General features: G+C 52.3%; 28 protein-coding genes, 1 tRNA gene and 1 pseudogene. 6 read left to right on the forward strand and 24 right to left on the reverse strand.

Features of this window, described 5'->3' with window-relative positions; genetic code table 11:
- The first annotated feature begins 6 nt into the window (after positions 1-6).
- The 3 genes from Y71_RS16375 to Y71_RS16385 all read left to right on the forward strand — a co-directional run bounded on the left by Y71_RS16375 (position 7) and on the right by Y71_RS16385 (position 2,872).
- Complete coding sequence (locus Y71_RS16375) at positions 7-927, forward strand: Kdo(2)-lipid IV(A) acyltransferase (RefSeq protein ID WP_035943329.1); 921 nt, start codon at positions 7-9, stop codon at positions 925-927.
- Positions 928-1,072: 145 nt separating this feature from the next.
- Positions 1,073-2,329 carry a multidrug efflux MFS transporter MdtG gene (gene mdtG, locus Y71_RS16380; RefSeq protein ID WP_007374452.1) on the forward strand — a complete coding sequence of 419 codons (1,257 nt, stop codon included), beginning with the start codon at positions 1,073-1,075 and terminating at the stop codon, positions 2,327-2,329.
- A 168-nt stretch (positions 2,330-2,497) separates the two neighbouring features.
- Positions 2,498-2,872 (forward strand): MysB family protein, encoded by a 375-nt coding sequence (locus Y71_RS16385; RefSeq protein ID WP_090397623.1) that lies wholly within the window; start codon positions 2,498-2,500, stop codon positions 2,870-2,872.
- Here Y71_RS16385 and Y71_RS16390 read toward each other — a convergent pair whose 3' ends face one another.
- From Y71_RS16390 to mdoG, 3 genes are all read right to left on the reverse strand, one after another.
- Entirely contained in the window at positions 2,873-3,100 is a 228-nt protein-coding gene (locus Y71_RS16390) for a YceK/YidQ family lipoprotein (protein WP_035886207.1), read from the reverse strand.
- A 73-nt stretch (positions 3,101-3,173) separates the two neighbouring features.
- Positions 3,174-5,702, reverse strand: a complete 2,529-nt coding sequence (gene mdoH, locus Y71_RS16395; protein ID WP_035886208.1) for a glucans biosynthesis glucosyltransferase MdoH — start codon at positions 5,700-5,702, stop codon at positions 3,174-3,176.
- Positions 5,695-7,230 carry a glucans biosynthesis protein MdoG gene (mdoG, locus tag Y71_RS16400; RefSeq protein WP_090397625.1) on the reverse strand — a complete coding sequence of 512 codons (1,536 nt, stop codon included), beginning with the start codon at positions 7,228-7,230 and terminating at the stop codon, positions 5,695-5,697. Before mdoG ends, mdoH begins: the two co-directional genes overlap by 8 nt.
- Before the next feature lie 271 nt (positions 7,231-7,501).
- On the opposite strand from mdoG, the gene mdoC reads away from it, so the two are divergent.
- Positions 7,502-8,650: a glucans biosynthesis protein MdoC gene (mdoC, locus tag Y71_RS16410; RefSeq protein ID WP_007374447.1), complete on the forward strand. Its 1,149-nt coding sequence runs from the start codon at positions 7,502-7,504 to the stop codon at positions 8,648-8,650.
- Positions 8,651-8,686: 36 nt separating this feature from the next.
- On the opposite strand, the gene ymdB is transcribed toward mdoC, so the two are convergent.
- From ymdB to ghrA, 6 genes are all read right to left on the reverse strand, one after another.
- Positions 8,687-9,229 carry an O-acetyl-ADP-ribose deacetylase gene (gene ymdB / locus Y71_RS16415; protein WP_007374446.1) on the reverse strand — a complete coding sequence of 181 codons (543 nt, stop codon included), beginning with the start codon at positions 9,227-9,229 and terminating at the stop codon, positions 8,687-8,689.
- A 75-nt stretch (positions 9,230-9,304) separates the two neighbouring features.
- The gene (locus Y71_RS16420) at positions 9,305-9,589 is read right to left on the reverse strand and encodes a YmdA family protein (protein ID WP_081120799.1); all 285 of its coding nucleotides are present in this window, start codon (positions 9,587-9,589) and stop codon (positions 9,305-9,307) included.
- Positions 9,590-9,759: 170 nt separating this feature from the next.
- Positions 9,760-10,242, reverse strand: a complete 483-nt coding sequence (locus Y71_RS16425) for a DUF1097 domain-containing protein (protein WP_007374444.1) — start codon at positions 10,240-10,242, stop codon at positions 9,760-9,762.
- A gap of 101 nt (positions 10,243-10,343) precedes the next feature.
- On the reverse strand, positions 10,344-10,898 hold the full coding sequence (locus Y71_RS16430; RefSeq protein ID WP_007374443.1) for a TorD/DmsD family molecular chaperone: 555 nt from the start codon (positions 10,896-10,898) through the stop codon (positions 10,344-10,346).
- A gap of 19 nt (positions 10,899-10,917) precedes the next feature.
- Positions 10,918-11,655, reverse strand: coding sequence for a phosphatase (locus Y71_RS16435; protein WP_007374442.1), 738 nt, complete (start codon positions 11,653-11,655; stop codon positions 10,918-10,920).
- Positions 11,656-11,740: 85 nt separating this feature from the next.
- Positions 11,741-12,679, reverse strand: a complete 939-nt coding sequence (ghrA, locus tag Y71_RS16440) for a glyoxylate/hydroxypyruvate reductase GhrA (RefSeq protein WP_007374440.1) — start codon at positions 12,677-12,679, stop codon at positions 11,741-11,743.
- A gap of 261 nt (positions 12,680-12,940) precedes the next feature.
- Between ghrA and Y71_RS16445 the strand changes: the two genes are divergently transcribed.
- Positions 12,941-13,028: transfer RNA gene (locus Y71_RS16445), tRNA-Ser, on the forward strand.
- A gap of 133 nt (positions 13,029-13,161) precedes the next feature.
- Here Y71_RS16445 and Y71_RS16450 read toward each other — a convergent pair.
- The 15 genes and pseudogenes from Y71_RS16450 to Y71_RS16525 form a co-directional block, all read right to left on the reverse strand.
- Entirely contained in the window at positions 13,162-14,007 is an 846-nt protein-coding gene (locus tag Y71_RS16450; protein WP_007374439.1) for a DUF4942 domain-containing protein, read from the reverse strand.
- An 80-nt stretch (positions 14,008-14,087) separates the two neighbouring features.
- A pseudogene (locus Y71_RS30530) lies at positions 14,088-14,219 on the reverse strand (hypothetical protein); the annotation flags it as partial.
- Between the two features lie 69 nt (positions 14,220-14,288).
- Complete coding sequence (locus Y71_RS16455; protein ID WP_007374438.1) at positions 14,289-14,780, reverse strand: DUF5983 family protein; 492 nt, start codon at positions 14,778-14,780, stop codon at positions 14,289-14,291.
- On the reverse strand, positions 14,777-15,154 hold the full coding sequence (locus Y71_RS16460; RefSeq protein WP_007374437.1) for a TA system toxin CbtA family protein: 378 nt from the start codon (positions 15,152-15,154) through the stop codon (positions 14,777-14,779). Before Y71_RS16460 ends, Y71_RS16455 begins: the two co-directional genes overlap by 4 nt.
- 99 nt (positions 15,155-15,253) lie before the next feature.
- Entirely contained in the window at positions 15,254-15,628 is a 375-nt protein-coding gene (locus Y71_RS16465; RefSeq protein ID WP_007374436.1) for a TA system toxin CbtA family protein, read from the reverse strand.
- Between the two features lie 41 nt (positions 15,629-15,669).
- Entirely contained in the window at positions 15,670-16,029 is a 360-nt protein-coding gene (locus tag Y71_RS16470; RefSeq protein WP_007374435.1) for a type IV toxin-antitoxin system YeeU family antitoxin, read from the reverse strand.
- A 22-nt stretch (positions 16,030-16,051) separates the two neighbouring features.
- The gene (locus Y71_RS16475) at positions 16,052-16,273 is read right to left on the reverse strand and encodes a DUF987 domain-containing protein (RefSeq protein WP_007374434.1); all 222 of its coding nucleotides are present in this window, start codon (positions 16,271-16,273) and stop codon (positions 16,052-16,054) included.
- A gap of 20 nt (positions 16,274-16,293) precedes the next feature.
- Complete coding sequence (radC, locus tag Y71_RS16480; protein ID WP_047369810.1) at positions 16,294-16,776, reverse strand: RadC family protein; 483 nt, start codon at positions 16,774-16,776, stop codon at positions 16,294-16,296.
- Positions 16,777-17,016: 240 nt separating this feature from the next.
- Positions 17,017-17,496 carry an antirestriction protein gene (locus Y71_RS16490; protein ID WP_007374431.1) on the reverse strand — a complete coding sequence of 160 codons (480 nt, stop codon included), beginning with the start codon at positions 17,494-17,496 and terminating at the stop codon, positions 17,017-17,019.
- A gap of 270 nt (positions 17,497-17,766) precedes the next feature.
- Positions 17,767-18,585: a DUF932 domain-containing protein gene (locus tag Y71_RS16500; RefSeq protein WP_035943328.1), complete on the reverse strand. Its 819-nt coding sequence runs from the start codon at positions 18,583-18,585 to the stop codon at positions 17,767-17,769.
- A 104-nt stretch (positions 18,586-18,689) separates the two neighbouring features.
- A complete protein-coding gene (locus Y71_RS16505; RefSeq protein ID WP_007374428.1) occupies positions 18,690-18,923 on the reverse strand; it encodes a DUF905 domain-containing protein in 234 nt (77 codons plus the stop codon).
- Positions 18,924-18,984: 61 nt separating this feature from the next.
- Entirely contained in the window at positions 18,985-19,524 is a 540-nt protein-coding gene (locus tag Y71_RS16510; protein WP_007374427.1) for a DUF4234 domain-containing protein, read from the reverse strand.
- Between the two features lie 73 nt (positions 19,525-19,597).
- A complete protein-coding gene (locus tag Y71_RS16515; protein WP_007374426.1) occupies positions 19,598-20,062 on the reverse strand; it encodes a YfjT/YkfB family phage-associated protein in 465 nt (154 codons plus the stop codon).
- A 56-nt stretch (positions 20,063-20,118) separates the two neighbouring features.
- Positions 20,119-20,514 carry a hypothetical protein gene (locus Y71_RS16520; RefSeq protein WP_007374425.1) on the reverse strand — a complete coding sequence of 132 codons (396 nt, stop codon included), beginning with the start codon at positions 20,512-20,514 and terminating at the stop codon, positions 20,119-20,121.
- Between the two features lie 210 nt (positions 20,515-20,724).
- A complete protein-coding gene (locus Y71_RS16525) occupies positions 20,725-21,612 on the reverse strand; it encodes a GTPase family protein (protein ID WP_007374424.1) in 888 nt (295 codons plus the stop codon).
- Positions 21,613-21,945: 333 nt separating this feature from the next.
- Here Y71_RS16525 and Y71_RS16530 point away from each other — a divergent pair, with 333 nt between their 5' ends.
- On the forward strand, positions 21,946-23,394 hold the full coding sequence (locus Y71_RS16530; protein ID WP_007374423.1) for a YfjI family protein: 1,449 nt from the start codon (positions 21,946-21,948) through the stop codon (positions 23,392-23,394).
- The last annotated feature ends 337 nt before the right edge of the window (positions 23,395-23,731 follow it).

Genomic DNA, 23,731 nt, shown 5'->3' on the forward strand with positions numbered 1-23,731 from the left:
ACAGTCATGACGCTTTTACCTAAGTTTTCAGCCTCACTTTTACACCCTCGTTTTTGGCCCACCTGGTTTGGAATGGGTTTGCTGTGGCTGGTCGTTCAGCTCCCCTATCCGGTCATTTATCGCCTGGGGTATGGCATTGGGCATCTGGCTAAACGTGTGATGAAACGACGCGTGAAAATCGCCGAGCGCAATCTTGAACTCTGTTTTCCGCAGATGAGCGCCGAAGAACGGCAGCGTATGGTTGCCAAAAATTTTGAGTCAGTCGGCATGGGCGTCATGGAAACGGGCATAGCCTGGTTCTGGTCCGATCACCGAATGGCACGCTGGATGGATGTTTCCGGTTTTGAATATGTTCGCGACGTACAGGCGCAAGGGCGCGGCATTTTGCTGATTGGCGTGCATTTTCTCACCCTGGAAGTTGGCGCCCGTATGTTCGGTATGAATGAGCCGGGTATCGGTGTCTACAGACCGAACGACAATCCGGTTATCGATCTGGTGCAGACCTGGGGCCGCATGCGTTCCAACAAGAGTATGATCGACCGAAAAGATCTTAAAGGAATGATCCGCGCGCTGAAAGCAGGCGAGGTTGTCTGGTACGCGCCGGACCACGATTACGGCCCACGGGCCAGCGTTTTCGCCCCTTTCTTTGCCGTTGAGCAGGCGGCGTCCACTTCCGGCACCTGGATGCTGGCGCGGATGTCTCAGGCTGCTATTGTACCGTTTGTTCCGCGTCGTAAGCCGGATGCAAAAGGCTACGAGCTGATCATGCTGGAACCGGAATACTCTCCGCCGCTTGACGATGCAGAAACAACAGCCGCCTGGATGAACAAAGTCGTGGAACGCTGCATCATGATGGCTCCCGAGCAGTATATGTGGCTACATCGCCGCTTTAAAACCCGCCCGGAAGGCGTCCCTTCTCGTTACTGAACACCTGAATAGCCCGCATTTGCGGGCTTTTTTTCATCATACAAAAATCGTCCTGCGCATTGCAGCAACCATCACCTGGGCGCATAATTAGCATGCTTATCAATTTCCCTTATGCGCGCGTTGCAACAACGCTGTACGGATGGTTATGTCATCTTCTGATGCCCCAATAAACTGGCAACGTAATCTTACCGTTGCCTGGTTTGGTTGTTTTCTTACTGGCGCGGCCTTCAGCCTGGTCATGCCCTTTCTGCCGCTGTATGTTGAGCAACTCGGCGTGACCGATCCGGGTGCGCTGAATATGTGGTCCGGGCTGGTGTTCAGTATTACCTTCCTTTTTTCAGCTATCGCTTCGCCGTTCTGGGGCGGGCTTGCCGACCGTAAAGGGCGCAAAATTATGTTGCTGCGGTCGGCGCTGGGCATGGCGATTGTCATGGCGCTGATGGGCATGGCGCAAAATGTCTGGCAGTTTTTAGTTTTGCGCGCGCTTTTAGGTTTATTGGGTGGATTTATCCCGAACGCGAATGCTTTGATTGCGACACAAATCCCGCGCAATAAAAGCGGCTGGGCACTCGGCACCCTTTCCACCGGTGGCGTCGGCGGTGCGCTGCTTGGGCCGCTGGCAGGCGGTCTTCTCGCCGATAATTGGGGTCTGCGGATGGTCTTCTTTATCACAGCGTCAGTGCTGTTCCTCTGTTTCCTGCTGACACTGTGCTGTATCCGGGAGAATTTTGTCCCGGTGGCAAAACGCGAAATGCTGCACTTCAAAGAGGTTTTTGCCTCGTTGAAAAGCCCAAAACTGGTGCTGAGCCTGTTTATCACCACGATGATTATTCAGGTGGCAACCGGCTCCATTGCGCCGATTCTGACGCTGTATGTGCGCGAATTGACGGGTAACGTCAGCAATATCGCGTTTATCAGCGGCATGATTGCGTCGGTGCCAGGCGTCGCGGCACTGATGAGCGCTCCTCGTCTGGGAAAACTGGGCGATCGCATCGGCCCGGAGAAGATCCTGGTGGCCGCGCTGGTGATATCCGTGCTGCTGCTGGTGCCCATGTCATTGGTACAAACGCCCTGGCAACTGGCGATTCTGCGTTTCCTGCTCGGCGCTGCCGATGGTGCGCTACTCCCGGCGGTGCAGACGCTGCTGGTCTATAACTCGACCAACCAGATTGCCGGGCGCATCTTCAGTTATAACCAGTCATTCCGTGATATCGGCAACGTTACCGGGCCACTTATTGGTGCAGCGGTCTCCGCCAGCTACGGGTTCCGCGCAGTCTTTTGTGTAACCGCAGGCGTGGTGCTTTTTAATGCCGTCTATTCCTGGTTCAGCTTACAGCGCCCTGCACGTTCTCACGCTGAAACGCCCACTTCCACCGCATCCGTGGTCAGCAGTAAAGAGTGATCGGTTACAGAGCGGGTCCCCCTGCTCTGCCGCCCTTTCATAATGATCAATTTCTGTTAAATATCTGATTACCTCAGCCATCATTTGACGCTGGCGAAACCAGCGACTATAGATTTTTGCAGATACTTTTTCTGCAACTTGAGGAGTTTTTCCATGGCTGAATCCGAACTGGAGTATTACTCAACACTGTCTGAAGCAATTGATGCCGCACGGGAAATTTTTATTGCCAATAATCCAGATATTGATGAAGACGAGATCAGCGTGCAGCAATTTAATGCGCAAAAGTATGTTCTTCAGGATGGCGATATCGCCTGGCAGGCTGAGTTCTTTGCCGATGAGGAGGAGCCAGGAGAGTGTCTGCCGATGCTCAGTGGCGAAGCCGCGCAAAGCGTGTTCGATGGCGATTTCGACGAGATCGAAATAAGCCAGGAGTGGCAGGAAGAGAACACGCTGCACGAATGGGACGAGGGCGAGTTTCAACTTGAACCGCCGCTCGATACCGAAGAGGGTCAGACTGCGGCAGACGAATGGGACGAGCGCTGATCACTCATAGGGGCCGTGATGCGCATCCAGTGGCAACAGTAAGGTGTCGAACACCAGTGAAAAAGGCAGATCGAGCATGGTAATATAGCGCCACGCCGAATCACGAACATCCCATTGCACACCGGGATAGTACTGATTTCCGTGGCCCTGCCCCGGGATAGTCCGACTGATAATGCTGCCGCAGCCGCTTAATAAACAGGCCATTACGACAACCAGAATAACTCTCACACCTGACCTCATCTTGCTTTTTGCAGAGTAAAAAAATACCGGCTCGGTGGCCGGTATTTTCCTTAATGTCGGCTTATTTCGCCTTCAACGCCAGCGGGTTTAGCCTCAGCTCTTCGTAATGGTTTACCCAGGAGAGATATCTCTCAGGTGCGGACCATACGCGATAGTGCAGTCGCGAAAGCGTCACGGGATCGCTTAGCAGCACCAGGCGACGATCGCGGTTCAGCTTCTCAGGCGTTTCGTTCAGCGCCTGCTCAACGTGACGATCGCGGGCAATTTCCAGCACGCGGCTGGAGCGGTGACGCGCAGTTGCCATTGCTGTTGCCAGCGCATTGAAAGAAGGATTAAACACCGCGTGCATAAACCCATCCTCCAGCGAACGCGAGCGGTTCAGCTCCAGATAGTTATCGGTATCCACCAGCACCTGCGGCGGCGAATACTCTTCCGGAATGAGGAACAGCTTCCAGCGTTTCGTACGCAAACCTACCGTGGAGCGACTGGAGATCACTGATACAAATGGCGACAGAATCAGCGAGAACACAATCGGCGCCAGCCAGAACAGGAAACGCAGATCCAGCCACGCCATTCCCACGGCCCATACCAGCCCCAGCAGTAACTGCGAGCCGTGACGCATAAAGGCTTCGCCCCACGGCGTGGAGTCATCATCACGCTGCGGCGAATTCCACACCACTTCCCAGCCGAGGAAGGCGCTGACAACAAATACAGTGTGGAACAGCATGCGCACGGGTGCCAGCAGAACTGAGAACAGCACTTCCAGCAGCAACGAGATCGTTACACGGAAGAAGCCGCCATACTCTTTCGGCCCTTTACACCATACCAGAATGATACTTAGCAGTTTCGGCAGGAACAGCAGCACCATTGTCGAGGCAAACAGCGCTATAGCCAGCTCAGGACGCCACTGCGGCCATACCGGGAACAACTGGCGCGGTTGCAGGAAGTACTGCGGCTCCGTCAGGGCATGCACCACCTGCAACGCCGTGGAGAGCGCAAGAAACATAAACCACAACGGTGCAGAAAGGTAGGACATCACGCCCGTCAGGAACACTGCGCGGTGTACCGGGTGCATACCTTTTACCAGGAACAGACGGAAGTTCATCAGGTTGCCATGGCACCAGCGACGGTCGCGTTTCAGCTCATCGAGCAGGTTCGGCGGCAGCTCTTCATACGAACCCGGCAGGTCATAAGCGATCCAGACGCCCCAACCCGCACGACGCATCAGCGCCGCTTCCACGAAGTCGTGCGACAAAATGGAACCGGCAAAAGAGCCTTCACCCGGCAGCGGTGCCAGGGCACAGTGCTCGATAAACGGCTTCACGCGGATAATCGCGTTGTGCCCCCAGTAGTGGGATTCCCCTAACTGCCAGAAGTGCAGCCCCGCAGTAAACAGCGGCCCGTAAACACGGGTGGCAAACTGCTGACAGCGTGCGTACAGCGTATCCATACCGGACGCTTTCGGCGACGACTGGATGATCCCGGCATTCGGATTGGCTTCCATCAGGCGCACCAGACCGGTCAGACATTCGCCACTCATCACGGAGTCTGCGTCCAGCACCACCATGTAGCTGTACTGGCTGCCCCAGCGACGGCAGAAGTCATCGATGTTGCCGCTTTTACGTTTCACGCGACGACGGCGACGGCGATAGAAGATCTGCCCTTCACCCTGCACTTCCGCGATCAGCTCCATCCACGCTTTCTGCTCAGCAACGCAGATATCCGGGTTATAGCTATCGCTGAGGATATAGACATCGAAATGCTGTTGCTGCCCGGTAGCTTTAACCGATTCCCAGGTCGCACGCAGCCCCGCAAAAACGCGATCCACGTCTTCGTTACAGATAGGCATAATCAACGCGGTACGATGTTCCGGGTTAAGCGGCTCATCACCCACCGTTGAGTGCGAAATGCTGTACTTGTCGCGGCCGATAAGCAGTTGCAGGAAGCCCATCAGCGCCGTCCAGAAACCGGCGGATACCCAACAGAACAGGACGGCGAACAGGATCAGAATGCCGGTTTGCAGCACGTACGGCAGCAACTGCATAAAGGAAACCCACAGATCCTGGCCCGCCATATCGGTCGGGTTGATCAGCGCCCAGCCCTGATAAGGCAGGATGGTTTTCATATACCAGGTCGCCACCACCGTCTGCGCCAGCGTCAGCAGCAGTAAAATATAACGGCGGATTGAGCCGACAGTACGCCATTTCTGTTCGTGTGCCTGCTCTTCTTTCGTCAGACGAGAAAGATAACGCGGAGCCACTTCCCGTCCACGAAGGCGATCCCAGAAACGCCCGATAGGGTTGGTACGCCACGGATCGGGAAACATGGAAGAACGCTTCGCTTTCGGCATTGCCTGAAGTTGCGCACGCCCTTCTTCATCCTTAATAAGCTGCTCTTTGCCCAGTGAATCCGGCCAGCTATGCTGCAAGCGCGCCGTCACAGAACCCAACGGCGTATCGTCTTCACGTTTCCAGTCTGTGTGTTCAGCATCCAGCGCCTGATGCACGCTAAGAATACTCTCTGTCGGCAGCACTGCCTTCTCCGCATCCGTGAGCGGCAGCGCGTCGATATACTCAGTTGTCTTATTCATTGGCAGGTAGCTGATAGCTCCAGGTTTCACTCAGGGTCTGGTCGGCATTTACCAGGGCCGCGCGCATATCCGTCGTTTTCTTCGGATCTTTAACTTTCACGCGTAACATCAAACGCCAACCTTGCGTCACTGGATTATAGCGAACGGTGTTTTCCACGATTTCGCCGTTATCGCCAATGCTGGCTTGCGCGGTGACTGGGGTGTCCTGCGGCAGTTTTTTCATATCCTGGCCGGTGAAATCAACGACAAAGGCGATCGTTCCGTCAGGCTGACGAATCAGGTTCGACTGTTTTACATCACCGGTCGAACGACGAGTTTGCAGTACCCAGGCGTTGTCTGGCGCATGCAGTTTATCTTCGTCGCGACTAAAGGTGATGGTGTATTTAAAGTTCATCTCCTTGCCTGGTTCCGGCAGTTGATCCGGCGTCCAGTAGGCTACGATGTTATCGTTGGTTTCGTCATTGGTCGGAATTTCAACCAGCTCAACTTTCCCTTTGCCCCACTCGCCTTTCGGCGTAACCCATGCGCTCGGACGCAGATCGTAGCGGTCATCAATGTCTTCAAAACGGGAGAACTGACGGCCACGCTGCAGCAGGCCAAAGCCCTGCGGGTTTTCCATCGCATAACTGCTGACAGCCAGGTGTTTCGGGTTGTTCAACGGGCGCCAGATCCACTCGCCGTTGCCGGCAAGCATCGACAGACCGTTAGAATCATGCAATTCCGGGCGGTAGTTGGTCGCCGGAGAGGGTTGCGACGGACCGAACAGGAACATACTGGTCAGCGGCGCAACACCCAGTTTGCCCACTTTATCGCGCAGGTAAACTTTGGATTGCACATCCACTACAGTATCGCGGCCAGGGATAATCACGAAGCGATAGGCTCCCGTGGCGCGCGGTGAATCCAGCAATGCGTAAATCGTCAGGCGTTTATCGGCAGGCTTGGGACGCTCGATCCAGAATTCACGAAAACGTGGGAACTCTTCGCCGGAGGGGAGCGCAGTGTCAATCGCCAGACCGCGCGCGGAGATCCCATAAACCTGACCTGCGCCAATCACGCGGAAGTAGCTTGCGCCCAGCATGCTGACGATTTCATCGTTTTTATCTTTATTATTGATGGGGTAAAGAACTTTGAAACCAGCAAAACCAAGATCTTTTACAGTGTCTTTATCGTGCTGAACGTTACCAAAATTAAAGTAGTCCGGGCTGTATTTAATTTGGCGAACGGCGGTAGCGGTCACTTCGTTGAGGGTCACCGGCGTATCGAAATACATGCCCTGATGATAAAACTCAAGCTTAAACGGGGTGTTGGTCGCGTTCCAGTAGGCTTTGTCGTGGTTGAACTGAATCTGCTGATAGTCCGCGTATTTCATGTCACGGAAAACAGAGGGCAGATTGCTCTTGGGTGCTTCATAGCCTTTGCCAGCCAGGGATTGTGCCTGTTTTGCGACATCGTCAATAGAAAAAGCCCAGCCTGATGACGTATAAAGTGACAACAGAACCGCAGCGCCTACCCAACGCATTTTCATCATTTGTAATTTAGGTTTCATAATAACTAAGCACTTCCCCCTTTGTGTGCTTAAATCGATCCGATCCATTTTAATGGAAACTCAGCCAATCCGACAACTGAATCCCTGTATTGTTCTGCCTGCTGGCTCATTGAATAAGCAAAGAAACTCACCCTTATCGTTTTGCAGGCTTATCCTGGAGACAGGTTATCGGACATAGTGTAGGGTTAGTTTCGAATGTAACCATTATTTGTCTTATGGATAAGGCGAAAAGTCTTAGAATGCCCGGAGTTATATGGCCAGAGTACCCGCACAACGAGAATATTTCCTTGATTCCATCCGCGCGTGGTTAATGCTGCTTGGGATCCCGTTCCACATCTCGCTGATTTATTCCAGCCATATGTGGCACGTTAACAGTACCTATCCTTCCTGGTGGCTGACCCTGTTTAATGACGCTATTCATGCGTTTCGCATGCAGGTGTTTTTTGTCATATCCGGTTATTTTTCATACATGCTATATCTGCGTTATCCGCTAAAACGCTGGTGGATGGTGCGCGTTGAACGTGTCGGTATACCGATGCTCACCGCAATTCCGCTGCTCACGTTGCCGCAATTTATTATGTTGCAATATGTGAATAACAATACCACGGAATGGCACACCTTATCGGCGTATGACAAATTCAATACGCTGTCGTGGGAACTGATATCTCATTTATGGTTCCTGTTAGTACTCGTCATATTAACAACGGTTGGCATGTGGTTGTTTAAAAAAATAAAAAACAATGCCGATCGCCTACTTGGTTCTATTTCACTCGGTACGCTTTCCCTCTGGTTCCTGCTGCTGGGCATTGCCTGGGCCGCATTTCGGCGCATTATTTTTCTGTTGTATCCCGATATATTGCGCGATGCGCTGTTTAATTTCGCCGTCATGCAGTCGCTGTTTTACATTCCTTTCTTTATCCTTGGTGCGCTGACTTTCATAAATCCGCGGCTAAAATCACTTTTTACCACGCCGTCACCGTGGTGCATGGTTGGCTCAGCGCTGGCGTTTGTTGCTTATCTGCTTAACCAACGCTATGGCAGCGGCGATGCGTGGATGTATGAAACCGAAGCGGTAATTACCATGCTGCTGGGGCTGTGGATGGTGAATGTGGTGTTCTCGCTGGGGCACCGGTTGCTTAATTTTCAGTCGGCGCGGGTGAGTTATTTTGTCAATGCGTCGCTGTTTATTTATCTGGTACACCATCCGCTGACGCTGCTCTTTGGCGCATGGATCACTCCACATATTCAGTCCAACGCGTTAGGTTTTGTCACCGGACTGGTATTCGTCATTGGGATTGCGGTTTTGCTGTATGAAATTCACTTGCGCATTCCGCTGCTGCGTTTTCTCTTCTCCGGTAAACCGCAGGAGAAAGAGGTGAAAACCCACGCTACCGCCCGTTGATTTCGCAGGCTGCTCCTGGAGTAGCCTGCGCTTGCCCTATTTTGCAGGTTCTTCGCCCTGCTGTGTTAATAATCGCTGGTAAAGGTGCGCCGTTTCGCCATCAAAGCAGACAAACAAGACCTGCTGTAGCTGAGGGCGTCGGATCAAATGTGCAGACACCGTGTTGACCGCGATCTCTGCCGCCGCCGCTTTCGGATAGCCATACACACCAGTACTTATCGCCGGGAAAGCGATCGTGGTGTAGCCGTTCGCTTCAGCCAGCAACAGACTGTTGCGGTACGCATCCTCCAGCAGATGAGCTTCGTGTTCACCGCCGCCGCGCCACACAGGGCCAACCGTGTGGATCACCGCTTTAGCGCGCAGATTTCCCGCCGTGGTGATCACCGCATGCCCCGGAGGGCACTCCCCTTGTTGCTGACGCACCTGCTGACACGCCTTCAACAACTCCGGTCCTGCCGCGCGATGAATAGCGCCATCAACACCGCCGCCGCCAAGTAGCGACGAGTTTGCGGCATTCACAATGACATCAACCTCGAGAGTAGTGATATCTCCCTGAAGTACCTGCATACGTGGCTGCATTTTTGCCCCCTTTTCGGTCAATCAACCGCCTTTCCGATAAGTGTATCCTGGAGCGGGGGCAACATGCAGGCACAATCAGTGATAACTGATAACGACAATAGCCTTTGAATGCTCTGGATCGAGATAGTGCATCTCGACTTTCGCCAGCGATGCAAAAGACTGCTCGGCAATGTCACGCAGCGAAAATTGCTGCGTTTCGACCTTTTGCCCCTGCGGGCAAGAGAGCTCCAGTTGCTGCGAGTGGGTACGATAATCGCAACCACCTTCAACAATTGCACCCTGGAAATGAATGATCCCACCTGGCGTAGCAGCGCCGACAGAAGTGGTAGATAAAAGGATAATGAGAGACAGGAATGTCATAAAAAGCCGCATAAACACCTCACAGATTACTCATCCTTGATGGTGGGAGTCAGATATTCCACCTACCTGACTCATCGGCATTTTTAATTAATCTCTTTAATAGTTTAGCGTACAAAACGCACTGTTGCGGGCTACCAGGCTGTTTTTATAAGATTTTTTATTGATGCGATTTATACTTTTTCTTGCTCGTTTAGCAAAGGCTGCGCACGGCGAGCAGCGATCCACAAGCCGCTATTTTTCATGGCGTAACCGAAAAGCAGCCCGACGGCCAGCGAAGGCACAATCATCTGCCACTCACTCTGCCCGGCAAACGTCGCGCAGGCACCAATAAAAGTGCCCGGCACAAAAGAGAGCAGCAAGCTTTTGGCCTGCAAGCACATCAGGAATGCCACCACGCCGGTCATCATATAGCCGACGATCGACAAATGCGGTGCCAGCGCTGCGCCATGAATAATCACTTGTGCCCAGACAACACCGCTCATGACGGTACAGGTGGAGATCAGTAGCCCTTTCAACCCGCCCTGCGGGCAGGCGAAATAAGCCGTACATCCGAGAAAGCCCGCCCAGCTAATCAAGCCGAGGGAAACGGCCACCCAGCCCCAAAGGCCAGAGAGGATACCCGTCGTCAGTGCAATAGAAAGGAGAATGTTCATGGCGCGCATCATAGCAGATGCGCACCGGGGTTATGTGACCACAGGCACATTAATTGAAACGATTAATTATTCGTTACATTTGATTGGTGATATGCATCACATTATTCGGCAGATTCTTCCTGCAATTCATCCCACATTGCTGCAATCGCATCTCGCGAGAGTGGTGCCATTGTGCGCCAGAACGGCGTGGTCGCGTGGGCTTCCACCTTACCGAAGAACGTGCCACACCACGGCAGCAGATAGTCTGCGAATAGGGTTTCCAGCGCTTCGCTTTCATCCTCAGCCGACTGGTCTTCCAGCCAGGAGGCTGCCAGCAGCAATGTACCAATATGATCGGCTGGCGCATCGGTTAACGGCATGCCACGGCTCGACAAAAATGAACGGACTTCAGCTTCTGTAGCGCCATCCACCCAGGCGCTGCGAAACGGCGACACCCGGCACTCTTCGCCGACAAACAGCGCGTTGTAATCGGCAGCCAGCGCCTGCGCATCGCAGTTTTTTTGCAGGCGCTCCAGCAATTCATCCTGCTCCAGGGGCCAGCTTTCCGCCAGTTTCCCCTCGCGGATCAGAGTGTACAGCGGCACCAGCAGCGGATCCTGCGGCTGACGATAAAACAGCGAGCCAAGTACGCGGCAAAGGATAGAAAATTCGTTCATTCAGTTGTTCCAGTCAGTATTAAAGTTCAGCAAATTCAGCAATTGGCGCCATGCCGCGGGACTCAAGGAAACTCAGCAGGCGACGCGGTGAGACGTTCAGAATACGTTCTTCCGGGAAACCGACATCATCGAGTACCTTACGGCATTCAGTGAAATCACCCAGTGTAAACGCGGTGTGAGAATCCGATCCCAGTGCAACCCAGCCGCCAGCATCACGCACCGCGGCAGCAATCGCACGGCAGTTATCTTCACTACCTTTGCGTGAGTGCATAAAGGAAGAGTTGTTAATCTCCAGCGCCACCTGATATTTCGCGGCAGCTTCCGCGATTGCAGGAATATCAACCTCAAATTTCGGGTTGCCGGGATGGCTGATAATGTGAACGTTGCCGCTGGCCATTGTGGCAATCATCGCCTGCGTATGCGCGGCTTTATCCTGCGGTGGAAAGACCGGTTCATGGAAACCGGCAATGATCAGATCGAGTGATGACAGCATCGGGCCGGTGCAGTCGATCTCACCATCGGTGTTTTTAATGTTGGCCTCAATACCGCGCAAAATCCCCACGCCATCCACCAGACGCGGCCAGATGCGCATATTGACGAAGTGCCAGTAATGCGGCGCATCCGCCATATCCGGGCCGTGGTCAGTAATGGCAAACAGTTTGATGCCTTTGCTTTTTGCTTCGGCAATATAATCATGAAGCGTGCTATAAGCATGGGTGCTGGCGACGGTATGCATATGCAGGTCAACGGGGTACATGGCTCACTCCTGTCGTTATTTTTTGCAAGGATAGCAGTTATCGGTGTCGATTTTAATGACAAAACCCGGCCGGGCCGGGCTTTCATTAATAACCCCGAACTCTGTCAACGCGCCCGCTGACGGTTTCTCCGCGCTCCAGTTTGCCAATAGTGTGGCTGATAAACTCAATGGCTTCGGTTGGTCTCGTGAACGCCGCAATGTGCGGAGTCATTGCCACACGCGGATGCGCCCACAGCGGATTATCAGCAGGGAGCGGCTCGCGGCTGAACACATCAAGCATCGCGCCCTTCACCTTTCCGCTCTCCAGCGCCGCCAGCAGATCGGCTTCAACAACATGGACGCCGCGTGCCAGGTTCATCACGTAACTGTGGTCGGCAAGTTGATTAAGCAGTGACTGATTAATAAGACCAACCGTTTCCGGCGTATTCGGCAGCAAGTTGATCAGCACACGCGTGCCCTGCAAAAAATCGCCCAGTTCTTCAGGGCCAGCAAAACTTTGTACACCAGGCAGCGACTTACGGCTGCGGCTCCAGCAACGCACCGGAAATCCCCACGGCAGCAGGCTTTCCGCGACTTTTGAACCCAACACACCCGCACCAAGAATACCGACAGTGAAATCGCCGTGCGCATACTCTTCCAGTTGCTGCCATCTGGACTGCTGTTTTAACGCCTGATAATCATCAAAACGCCGGAACCAATGCAGCACCTGGCTTACCGCATACTCTTGCATTTGCGATCCCATCCCGGTGTCTTCCAGGCGGAATAGCGGAATATCATCAGCCAGCATCCCCGGGTTGGCGCTGAGCTGACCAAGAATGGCATCAACCCCGGCGCCAAGCGCAAACACCCCTTTCAGTTTACGTCCTTTAAGCATTTCGACAGGGGGATGCCACACCAGGGCATAATCCGCCGGGGCATTATCGCCTGCCGTCCATGCACGCACATTCACCTGCGGCATCGCCTTACGCAGCGCGTTAATCCAGTATTCGCTATTAAAGGAAGGGTGATAAAAAATAATGTCCATTCCAACTCCAGAAATCGTTGTGATGTATCCGGATAATTCCCGGTTCTATTGGGTATTTTAAAAGGGTGATCAGCATAACAAATTTCTCCTGTACGCCGCGGAGAAAGTACCGTGATGAGAAAAAAAGCGATTTCAGAACGTTTAAGAAGCAGGTTGTTTGAAGTTTGTCTAAACACGCTAATTTATTGAAAAAGAAGATTGACGCCGCAATGGCTTTTCCCTACATTAGCGCCCGTCCCGATGACATCGGGAAGACAATGTGGTGAGGTGTCCGAGTGGCTGAAGGAGCACGCCTGGAAAGTGTGTATACGGCAACGTATCGGGGGTTCGAATCCCCCCCTCACCGCCATATTCCGAGCGCATGTTATTAATTAACATGCGCTTTTTCTTTTGTACGTCTTTTCGGTATGCCATCCAGTATGCCATTGCCGTCTGGCTTGCGCTGGCTCACTTGCGAAGGCATCGGACAGGGCACTCCCCTTTCATTTCGCTGCCAGTGCTCCCGGGTAGTGCCGGGCGATGATGTCATTCAGTTTATCGACCAACTCTGGTCGCTTAAAGGTTATATGGGCTGTTCCCTTTTGAAAGTATTTGATTGCAAACATTTCATCCTCGTACCGATTGCTGTGCCTGTCATCATGGATGTGATCACCTAACCGACGGGTAACGTCAGCGCGGTTGTCAGGTACGGGCTTCCCATCCAGAAGAATCAGCATGCGCTCCAGGTCTGCTAAACGATCGCGCTGCCAGCCCCAGCTGAGCCCAAATCCCCACCGGTCACATTTGACCAGCCCACTGACGATGATTTTCCTTCCAAATTTGCAAGGGCTGTTCGTCTTAAAATCCCAGCTAAGTCCTTTGAAGACGTTAATTACACCCCGTTCAAATACCTCGCCCTTATTCAGATGCAGTTGCTCGAATGTGTTGAGAATATTTTCTTCGCTTACGGCCGGAATATCCCCCTTTTCCAGGCTATTGTGCCACTCATCACGGGCCTGAGCATCCATCAGGCTCAGCATGTCGGAGCGCTTCATTAAATCCCGCCAGATGCCGCGATCGAGATTGCAGGTGATGGCTTTCATCGCCGCTTCTCTTTTTTCCATCAACCAGCAGCCGCAACGGAAATCTTGTTTCATAGCCCAGTCCAGAGCTGTTTTTCCGCCGATACTACGGGTCAGCGTCGAAATATCGTCAAGCTGCTGTATCAGCGTCTCAATCTGTGCAATCGCGGCATTACGTCCGGTGACTATACGCTCAATGCTGGTGGAGCAAATCACGTCGGTGTGACCGATTAAAACCTCGGGGTCGGTGAGAGTCAGTTCTGACATCATTTCTTTCCTTATATAAAGCAAAGCGCCAGTCGGTGAGGACTGGCGCTTATGCGCGTGCGTTGAGTATGGTTCGGTGGCTAATTTGTTCTGGCCTGTTGCAGAAGCTGCAGATGGCGGAGATCGCGAACGTTCTGTAATGCCTGTTCAATCTAGGGCAACAGGGCTGCTGAGTCGGTGTTGTCTTCGTCGTTATCGAAGATAATCTCGCTTCAGAATGTTGAGAGCGGCTTCAGTGGTTAATTCTGGCATTAGAAAGCCTTGAGGTGATTGATGTTGAGTTACCAGTCAAAGGTGGTAAAACCCGGCAGCACTTCGCCAAAGGCATCCAGATGAATGATGCCAGCGGCGTAGCGACGGATAAGCGTCACCACTAACCGGCGGCAGGCTTTCGACAGACCGAGGCGTTTGAGGCGTAAAACCGGAAATGACCATGCGCCCAGGTAGAGCAGATAACCCGAGCCGGTATAGCTAATCCATTCCGACTCGCCAAAGTCTTCATGCTGGTGTGAATGGGTAAACAGCAGAGCATTGTCTTCAGCCGTGATATGCGCGGTGCTGCACTGAATGCCGTTAACGCGGGCGAGGGGCGGCAGCGGATCTTCAACAATCAGCTTGCCGGGGGCGTCAGCAACGCGAAGCGAATAACCGTTGTCACAGACTACATTGATCAGGTCAGCCAGTTCAATACCGTCAATATCTACAGCGTTCCGGCCCATATTGAGGGCCAGAACGTTGATGCTATCGGCTTCTGCCGTCAGGGATAACTTCATTGCTGCACCTCGCGATATTTACCGGTGGTGATGTCGGTAACGGCTTTATACCCGCTGCGGATCATCAGCCCGGTAGCCTTACGGGCGAGAAGAACATCGATGCTCCTGATAAGCGGTGACTGTGTTTCTGCGTTAAAACCGCGACGGTCCGTACGAACCAGGTCGTATTTCTCCACCATAAAGTTCACGGCGTCGCACAGTGAGAGCCCGGCGTTGATATGCTCCTGGATCACGCCATCGTTGCCAAACGGCGTGTCGTTCAGCGTCAGACCGTAGTGGCGGTCCAGCAGGCGGCTCAGGAGGCGCTGCCAGATCTCCACGGGTGACGGACGCGGATAAGCCTCCCGCGTTGAGGATAGTGATTGGGTTTGCATTGGGTTTACTCCATTAATAAGGCCGCGCCAGCCGTTACGACAACGGTTACTGCCGCTGGTGGTATCGCCTGTACCAGACGATGGTGTGATGGCGGGGAATTAGCTTCTGGCTGACGACTGTCCGCTGATGATGAGGATGTTGTTGCTGCCTTCCAGACCCATCGCGTTTTGGGCATTCCGGATATCTGCTGGTGTGAGCAGTGGTGAGACGGGCTGGAGTGATTTTCCCCGATTATCAGTGCGCTCCAGGTCGCAGTCTTCAGCCACCTCGTTCAGGGCATCAACCAGAGCATCACCGGCATCAATGCATTCCTGAATGGCATCGTCATCGCCAAACGGCGTGTCGTTGAGGGTAAGGCCGTAGTGACGATCCAGCAGATATGTCAGGAGGCGCTGCCACACGTAAATCGGTGATTTATGGGTTAACCGCTCAATCTCTGCGGCCCGTTTTGCGGAGACAGGATAAATTCTCATCGTTGGGTTCTCTTTGTGGGTTGGTGGTGCTACGGTAAGGTTTATGCGGCTGTTGCAGGCGTTGGGTAAAGCGCAATATAGACATAGCCGCAACTACCCAGGGTGTCGGCATCGCATGTCAACCCTTTTGCATATAACGTGACGCCGTGCTGGTGACAGGGATTGAGTTCACCGGAAATAAGCATTAGTTCAAGCTGCTTAAGCAGTACCGGAAACGCCTGATCGAGATGGCGTAAATCCGCGTCGCTAAATGTCCCGGTGATACTGCTACGGTCAGCCAGATAGTGCAGGCGGTTGCCCTCCTGCACCAGCCGTGCACCAAAGCACGGTGTGACGGTGTGGTTAAGTCCCCACCATGGCTCAGCGATATTGTGGCTGATGGAGGGTATTTTATTCGGCACTTTCGCACTCCTTAAATTAATGTTAATTGAGCGTGACGCTGCGTAATACGACATACGGACCATGGCGGTCCTGACGGCGTTCAGCGAAAACCGCGAGCACGCCGCTGATATCCTGTACTTCCCGACCGGCATAGTGGCAGATACTGCCGGACCACTTATATTTGCCGGTACAGAAGCGAAACAGCCGGGACTGCGGATGCTGGCGGTATATCGTCATCGCCTGACGCTTACTGATGATTTTCATAGGGTTAATCTCCTGTTGTGCTACATCCAGCCTCTATCTGCAAATGAGATAATATCCATGCCGCCAACCACCAGATGGTCCAGCAGGCGGATATCAACCAGTTCCAGTGCCTGTTTCAGGCGTTCTGTAATCTGCCTGTCGGCTTTACTGGGTTCGGCCTCCCCTGACGGGTGGTTATGCGCCAGAACGGCAGCAGCGGCATTATTTTTCAGACCGGATTTAACGACCTCACGCGGATGTACGGTGATACTGTTGATAGTTCCCAGAAATAGCGTGTCGAGGGTTATCAGGCGATGCTGGTTGTCGAGCCACAGGACGGTGAAGGCTTCACGCTCCAGTGTGGCAAGCTGCAGGCGCAGCCAGTCGCGGACGGCATGGCTGGAGGTAAATGATGCGCCGGGTTCGCGTAACTGACGCTCCAGCAGGGATAAAGCTTTCCGGATGGTCTGCTGTGCGATGGGGGTCATTCCCCCTGTGTCCGGGGGATATGTGGTGGTATTCATTTGCTTTTCCTGTTCGTTGATGTCTCCGGGTGAGATGCGTTGTACAGTTTCCCGACAACGGAGAATTCGTCGTGCATGGATTCGAACCATGACCAGATATGAAATACAGGGGTTCCCGTCGGAAAATGCAGGAAGGGTTCGTCGGTCACAACTTCTCCGTCCTCATCCCTGACCGTTGTTTTCCCCAGGCTATCCCACAGGGTATTCAGTTGAGACAGTTCGTACCGCATGGCGGGACGATCAGTCGATGATGTGCATAATGGCGCTGCATTCAGCATGCATGAGCGCGTAGTCCCGCAGATGGTAATAGTGCTCCGTCATGGCATCGCATTCGGTACGCATAGCGTGATGGCTGTATGTCATCAGACAAACCGCAATCCCGGCGGCTTCGCTGCTGAGTTCTGCGCCGTTGCCATTCATGCTGTTAAACAGCGTCCATTTCTCATCGTTGTTTCCGTTGGTTTCGGGTGCCATAAATGCGCCACTGTTGCTGAGTGAATAAAAGCGCCAGATACCTCCGCTGTAATCGGCACATAACCGGTCCATCCAGGCGAATATGCGGGGTTCAAGGGTTATCCACTGCGGTATGCTGCCAAAGTGTTGCGGCCAGAATCTGATACGCTGCTCGTCCTGTACAAGGGTGGCGGTCAGCGCTGGCGAAGAACCGGCAGGTTGTGGCGGTAACGGGAGGGTATCGTTAAGGTTAATAATGTCGGTCATGTTAGTTTTTCCTTATTTATTTATAGGGTTGGGGATGTTGGTTCAGCCGGAGTGAAGGGCAGGACTGCGCATAGCCGTCCGTATCACAGCATGAAGGCCAGTGTCCGTCGGGAATGCTCAAGCGGCAGAGGCTGAGTTCACCGGGACGATAAAGAAGGTGTGAGCACCAGGCGCACAGGTCGTCATCGGAGATGGAGCGGCTGCATGGATTGTCCTCCAGGGCCGTCGGATAAATGGTGGCCTGGTGGGCGTTATCAGGCAGAGGTAGCATCAGCTCAGCGCCTGCTGCAGTTCTTCTGCCATCACCCAGAGAGCCCGGTTGAGCTTAACGTCGCCGTCTATGCCTTTAACCGCCCGGGTATGGCTGCGTTTGCCTTTGGCGGTACGACCTGGCAGACCACCTTTCAGCAGATTCTCCTGGCAACGATTGAAAACTGACCACAGGTCGTTCTGACGGTCTTCATAGCGGCGGGGCGTCAGTATCTGGGATGCTGTCACCGGTTGGTGCTCATCACCGAAGCGGTACGTCAGCGCGGCTTTTGCAAAAGCCTGTTGTGCCGGTGGCTGTAACAAAAGCGATTCCATCGCATCGCGCTTCTCTTCCACCCGGTCAAAGATGCCCAGTACTTCGTAAGCCCCTTCAATGACTTTTTCCACAACGTTCCCCCGGTGCGGCACTCTGATTTCGCCAAATGACTGTCCGCAGACGAGCGAATTCGTACATACGCTTCGGAATATTCCCGGAAGTAACTGAAAACTGGACTCACCACCATGAGAATTCAGGATGATGATTTCCGGCACCTGCTGATCGTTTATCTGACCGGCGCGACGCAGGCGGAGCATATGCTTTGTGTGCTCCCGGCGGTCCGGATCACGCACGCGTGACTGGCAGGCAAAGAACGGCTGGAACCCTTCGCGCTGCAGGTTTTCCAGCAGAGTAATGGTGGGAATAAACGTGTACTTTACACTCCGTGAAGCATGTTTATCTTCACCGAATACACTGGGGACATGATGCATCAGTTCTTCGCGGGTTAAGGGACGATCCCGGCGTATCTGGTTTATCCGCCCGAAACGGCTTGCTAAGCGCATAGTGAGTACCTCTGTAGTTGATTAAACGGCATAAACAAAAAAGCCATGCTCCGGTGGGAACATGGCCTGTTGGTGTGATTGCTGGTGGGGGGAACTACGGTAAGTCAGTGTCGGGGTATGCCGTGGCTGAGCAGATAGCGGTTCAGCCAGTATCCGGCATCGGCTTCAAAATTCCATGCCCGCCAGATCAACTGCCCCTCGCTGTCGCGAATGACCAGCCGAAACTGGTTCCCATGGTCGTCTTCGAGGGTTAGGTTAGTGTACTGCGTGGCGACGGCTGTCGCCTGCTCACGGGTGAACGAACCGGGTGGTAACGGCGTATTGTCAGTGTCCTTCATGATGAGTTCCTCTGATACCTGACACAAAAACCCGGGGTCTCTGGCTAAAGCAGTGATTAACTTACTGCGGGGGTTGCGCTGTCGTTGCTGTCGTGATGGGAGCCTGTGGCGCTGCAGGCGCGGCGGTTGCGCCATGAATCTGGTGCTTCGTCAGTGCCTGCTGCATGTCGTTGATACAGTACGTGATGTAGAAAACGTTAAAGATAACGGTATAGAAGGCATTCATCTTCAGGTCGAAGCGGAAGGTGTTCAGCGCATATTGGCGCAGGGCGTCTCTGGCCTTAAAGGCCCAGACCACATACATTACCGCACAAGCGAGCGACAGAATACCGCTTAACGCCAGCAATGTATCGCTGGTCGGGTCATAGCCGTAAACGTCAGACGACACCATGCTGGCTAACTGGCGACTGATGCCAAAGCAGACGGCGAGCCAGATGATGAACAGATGACCGCTGACCGGGTAGCCGGTGGTGTCACTGATGGTATCCTGCTTTTTATACAGCCAGAGCAGCGGCCAGACGCCACAGGTGACGAGAGTCAGTAAAACAAAATGCAGGGTGCGGGTGTTCAGCCGCTGGCTGAGAGTGGTGATATCCGTCATCGGGAGATTCCTTGTTTGTACAAGTATGCGGGTGAAAATGAGAATATGTGGGGTGGTATTGCCCTGGAGTGCATTACGGCACGTCAAACTTCGCCACGCAGCCGTTATCGCCGAACGCAGGTATGACTCCGGCAGCGCCCTTAAGCGTGAAGACCGCCGGTTTGACGCCGCTGCCTGAGACGATCACGCGCTTACCGGTTCGCAGCTTGTTCCACGCCCACATCAGGTTACTTTCGCCGACATGGGATTCGCTTTCACTGATATTGGCTTCTTCATCGTTATCGATTTTCATGGTCAGGTGCTGACCGCTGTCCATGCTGACCTGATGGCCGTTCGCATCGGTAAAGATGATGGTGGCAGCCTGTGAGCCAGAACTGTCGCAGGCGAGGTACAACTGTGACTGTCCTTTGCCGAGGATGGTGTATTCCGCCGTACCCTGTGCGAAGCCGCTGGCCCAGGTATCGTGATTACCAAACGCCAGCGCCTGGCCGGAGAAGCAAAGCGCGAGGGTAAGAGGCACAATCGATTTAAATAACATAATATTTTTCCTTTAATAAACAATACGAAATATGTGGAGCTGAGGTGAAATACGGGTTATTCACTGACAGTGAAGGTGCCCTTGTCCGTAAACACCCTGGCTTCCACGAAACGGCAGTTGATACCCTTCTGCTGGAGAGGATTACCAAAATGCCAGGTCAGCCCGTCGGCAAACTGCATGGTGGTGGGCGTAAACGTGCCTTTTTTAGGTATCCATCCGTCAACGGTAATGCCCTGGTAGGTGATGCTTCCCTTTGTCAGCAACAGACACCGGCCCCGGTTAACGTCAATGTTCTTAATCTGAACGCTGTCTGTTTTAGCGGTTACTGTGACCAGCAGCTCAAAGCCACTGGGCTGAACATCGACCTTAATGATGTCATTTTCAGCGGCTACGGATGTCGCAGACAGGGTTGCCAGCAGCGCCATGGCTGCGACGGTATAAAATATGTTCATGAGTCTCCTTACGGTGTGGCGAAGCCTGCGATACATCGCATTGATTTATAATGAATAAAAACGTAATAACACGGGCCCCCGCGAATTATGTAACTGCCGGGGTTATCAGGTACAGCTATTAATATCGATCGGGTCGATCGACAAAATCGATCGTCATTGAACAAAAACACTTGTCGATACACGTTTTCAGGCTTATCGACAGTGAAGAAGTTAACTGAAGAAAAATCCCCACAGGGATCGCGCTGCACGGGCGACGGTGTGGGTGACGGCATGCAGCGCCAAACGGGCTACCTGCGGCAGCGGGGCCAGGTCAATGACTTTATCAATCACCTCCACCACGGCATCGCCAAAGCTGCCGCTGGCGGTACTGATAACGGTATCAGTGCGATACCCGGTCTGCAGGTGGGGAACCAGTGGACTGCGGGCCTGCTTTGGGAGGCGTGTAATCATGGCCTCCACCAGGCGCGACAGTCGGTAACGCCCCCGGACAGAGACCGGCAGAATATCTATTTCTGCTATCTGCAACTGACGTGCCACGGCCTGCTGTTTCTGCGCAATACGTTCTGCCTGTAACGCCGAGGGCTGAGCCGATAGCCAGCGCCACTGCTCGGCGGGTTCGGTTTTGTCCACCTGGTTAAGTATCCACAGCACTGGCGGCAGCGGTCCACTGAACTGCGCGAAGACGTCCTGATAAAACTGCTCTTCCACTGCAAATGCACGGTCATCGGCCTTGAGTACCCACAGCACCATATCGAGCTGTGGCATATGCTCCTGGTACAGCTCACGGTATTCTCCATCGCGGGTAATACTCTCGCCAACACCGGGCAAATCGACCAGCGTCAGGTAATGTCTGCCAAAACGCAGCCGGACACGCTGTGGCTGGCGAGTACAGGCATCAACGGCGTTAACAGCACAGATGTCGCTGCGAAATAGAGCGTTACACAGCGAGGATTTACCGACGCCGGTTTTCCCCATAATACCAATCACAGGTTCATACGTGACCAGCTGGTTAAGCTCCTGCAGCAAATGCTGGCGTAGTGCATGTGGGTAACGCCGCAGATGGCGTCGAATAAGGGCGTAGCCTGAGGGATGTTTCATATCGGCCTCTGAATGAAAAAGGCCATCCGGAGGGGATGGCCTGTTAAATTGAAACGGGTGGGAATTCAGTAAGGTGATATATAACTGATAATTGTTTAAAAACCGCCCTGCCCTCATATTAACTGGCAGGATATTACCAGGTAGATGGCATTCATCTTTTTTGTTTTTCTGATAAAGAAAGCACCGACAAATGAAATTTCCGGAAACGGCTACTTCACTAATTTAGTCCAACGCTGTCGAATTGGACTAAACATCAGTTTTTTATATTGACTTGCGATTGTATTCTGCGATTAATTGTCAACTCCAGAAACAACATATTCAGCAGGTATCGTAATGAAAGACTTTCCATTTAATGCTTTCCCAGGACTATTGCGCGAAACTATTTTTGATATTGAGGATGTTACACAGGCACCACCTGAATTAATTGCATCCGCAGTTTTAAGTGCATTGTCCCTGGGATGCCAGAGCCTGATTAATGTAAAAATCAATGACACTATAGTCTCACCGGTGTCATTGTACTCATTCGTGATAGCAGAGTCTGGTGAGCGAAAAACGACAGTGGATAAACTGGTATTCAAGCCTTTTCATGAGCATGATCTACGTGTATTACTCCAGTATGAAGAGCTGCAAAAAGAACATGAGCGTAGCTCTAAAATATGGCACAAGAAAGAAAATGCACTCCTGAAATGTGTCGATAAAGCCACTATAAAAGGAAAATGTACAGATGAGTTTTCACGGCAGTTAAAGGCGTTATACGCTGAAAAACCAGAACCCCCAAAAGCCAGAAGATTTATTTATAATAACACTACACCGGAAGCCCTGCAGTTTGCAATGTACACTCACTCGCCGCAAACAGGGCTAATAACCGATGAAGGTGCTAATATACTTAACAGACAGACCATGGCTGACTTTGGTTTTATTAATCCAATGTGGGATGGAGGTGATTTTCAGGTTGAGCGTAAAACAACACCGAGTTTTACGCTCAGAAATGGACGTATTACATTGCTGGTCATGGTACAAAAAGCAATATTTGATGGCTATTTAAAACGTCAGGGTGAATCTGCGCGCGGAAGTGGTTTTTTTGCACGTTGCTTTGTCTTGTATATTGATGAGAATTTATCGACACAGGGCCAGCGCCTGATTCGTCGTCAATCCAGTCTTCAGTCAGGTGACCTGAAATATCTTAATTGCTTCTACAAGCGTATGAATGAACTGGTAGAAAAAAGTGTCTCTCAACATGGGACCGGGCATCAGACATGTTTATCCTTCGAACCTCCGGCTCAGGAGGCATGGGAGAGAATTTACAATAAAATAGAGCGTCGACTGGGGCCGGATGGAGACTATGAAAACCTGAAAGATTTTGCATCCAAAATTCTAAATAATACTGCACGCGTAGCCGCTCTATTGAGTTATGTTACAGAGGGTGAATGTGCGATAAAAAAAGAATATGTCGAAAATGCCTGGTTGCTGTGCGAATGGTATATGCAACAGGCGATAACACTCTTTGGCAATGAGGAGGACTATTATGAAGCACTGTTATTGTCGTGGCTGCGTCGGGAGTATTCACGCTCATGGAAAAATGTTGTCCGATATAATGATATCCGAAATGCCGGGCCTAATGTGTTACGTAAGGGTAAGTTACTGGACAGGGTGATTGACAGACTTGAAAAGGAAGAGGTGATAGATATTGATTACTCAAAGTATGGTGCCCGAAAGGTCTATAAAGGCCGTCATTTTGATAACAATCCATTTACAAAACATGCAGCATATCAGCACTACTGAGCCCCGGTAATTGCGATCAGTCGCAATTACCGGAGGGAGGAGCCTGTGGAAAATGACAAAAACGGGCAAAAACTAATATCAGAGTGAAATCATTAGCTTGCTTTCTATTGGTATGAGTTTTACCCAGATGGCAGTGCTTATTGTTATATTTTTACTGATGGCATTACTGTCGGTATAGTAATATAGGTTTATTCGTAATATATACCTATTACTGGTGTACATGTTGTTATTAATATATCTACTCTCTATCCAGATTGATTATTATTAACATACTAATATATTATACCCATACAGTCAGTTAATTATAACGTAATGCCTATTGATTATGTAACACCAT

The sequence above is a fragment of the Kosakonia radicincitans DSM 16656 genome (assembly GCF_000280495.2).
Lineage (GTDB): Bacteria > Pseudomonadota > Gammaproteobacteria > Enterobacterales > Enterobacteriaceae > Kosakonia > Kosakonia radicincitans.

Excerpts from the sequence above, each read along its gene's own strand:
- Y71_RS16420 (WP_081120799.1), bottom strand. The coding sequence starts at position 9,589 with ATGACATTCCTGTCTCTCATTATCCTTTTATCTACCACTTCTGTCGGC.
- Y71_RS16475 (WP_007374434.1), bottom strand. The coding sequence starts at position 16,273 with ATGAAAATCATCAGTAAGCGTCAGGCGATGACGATATACCGCCAGCAT.
- Y71_RS16525 (WP_007374424.1), bottom strand. The coding sequence starts at position 21,612 with ATGAAACATCCCTCAGGCTACGCCCTTATTCGACGCCATCTGCGGCGT.
- radC (WP_047369810.1), bottom strand. The coding sequence starts at position 16,776 with ATGAATACCACCACATATCCCCCGGACACAGGGGGAATGACCCCCATC.
- mdoG (WP_090397625.1), bottom strand. The coding sequence starts at position 7,230 with ATGATGAAAATGCGTTGGGTAGGCGCTGCGGTTCTGTTGTCACTTTAT.
- Y71_RS16490 (WP_007374431.1), bottom strand. The coding sequence starts at position 17,496 with ATGACCGACATTATTAACCTTAACGATACCCTCCCGTTACCGCCACAA.
- mdtG (WP_007374452.1), top strand. The coding sequence starts at position 1,073 with ATGTCATCTTCTGATGCCCCAATAAACTGGCAACGTAATCTTACCGTT.
- Y71_RS16500 (WP_035943328.1), bottom strand. The coding sequence starts at position 18,585 with ATGCGCTTAGCAAGCCGTTTCGGGCGGATAAACCAGATACGCCGGGAT.
- Y71_RS16530 (WP_007374423.1), top strand. The coding sequence starts at position 21,946 with ATGAAAGACTTTCCATTTAATGCTTTCCCAGGACTATTGCGCGAAACT.
- Y71_RS16450 (WP_007374439.1), bottom strand. The coding sequence starts at position 14,007 with ATGTCAGAACTGACTCTCACCGACCCCGAGGTTTTAATCGGTCACACC.
- Y71_RS16435 (WP_007374442.1), bottom strand. The coding sequence starts at position 11,655 with ATGTACCCCGTTGACCTGCATATGCATACCGTCGCCAGCACCCATGCT.
- Y71_RS16375 (WP_035943329.1), top strand. The coding sequence starts at position 7 with ATGACGCTTTTACCTAAGTTTTCAGCCTCACTTTTACACCCTCGTTTT.
- Y71_RS16515 (WP_007374426.1), bottom strand. The coding sequence starts at position 20,062 with ATGTTATTTAAATCGATTGTGCCTCTTACCCTCGCGCTTTGCTTCTCC.
- Y71_RS16460 (WP_007374437.1), bottom strand. The coding sequence starts at position 15,154 with ATGCAAACCCAATCACTATCCTCAACGCGGGAGGCTTATCCGCGTCCG.
- ghrA (WP_007374440.1), bottom strand. The coding sequence starts at position 12,679 with ATGGACATTATTTTTTATCACCCTTCCTTTAATAGCGAATACTGGATT.
- mdoC (WP_007374447.1), top strand. The coding sequence starts at position 7,502 with ATGGCCAGAGTACCCGCACAACGAGAATATTTCCTTGATTCCATCCGC.
- Y71_RS16430 (WP_007374443.1), bottom strand. The coding sequence starts at position 10,898 with ATGAACGAATTTTCTATCCTTTGCCGCGTACTTGGCTCGCTGTTTTAT.
- Y71_RS16465 (WP_007374436.1), bottom strand. The coding sequence starts at position 15,628 with ATGAGAATTTATCCTGTCTCCGCAAAACGGGCCGCAGAGATTGAGCGG.
- Y71_RS16425 (WP_007374444.1), bottom strand. The coding sequence starts at position 10,242 with ATGAACATTCTCCTTTCTATTGCACTGACGACGGGTATCCTCTCTGGC.
- ymdB (WP_007374446.1), bottom strand. The coding sequence starts at position 9,229 with ATGCAGCCACGTATGCAGGTACTTCAGGGAGATATCACTACTCTCGAG.
- Y71_RS16455 (WP_007374438.1), bottom strand. The coding sequence starts at position 14,780 with ATGAAGTTATCCCTGACGGCAGAAGCCGATAGCATCAACGTTCTGGCC.
- Y71_RS16505 (WP_007374428.1), bottom strand. The coding sequence starts at position 18,923 with ATGAAGGACACTGACAATACGCCGTTACCACCCGGTTCGTTCACCCGT.
- Y71_RS16510 (WP_007374427.1), bottom strand. The coding sequence starts at position 19,524 with ATGACGGATATCACCACTCTCAGCCAGCGGCTGAACACCCGCACCCTG.
- Y71_RS16520 (WP_007374425.1), bottom strand. The coding sequence starts at position 20,514 with ATGAACATATTTTATACCGTCGCAGCCATGGCGCTGCTGGCAACCCTG.
- mdoH (WP_035886208.1), bottom strand. The coding sequence starts at position 5,702 with ATGAATAAGACAACTGAGTATATCGACGCGCTGCCGCTCACGGATGCG.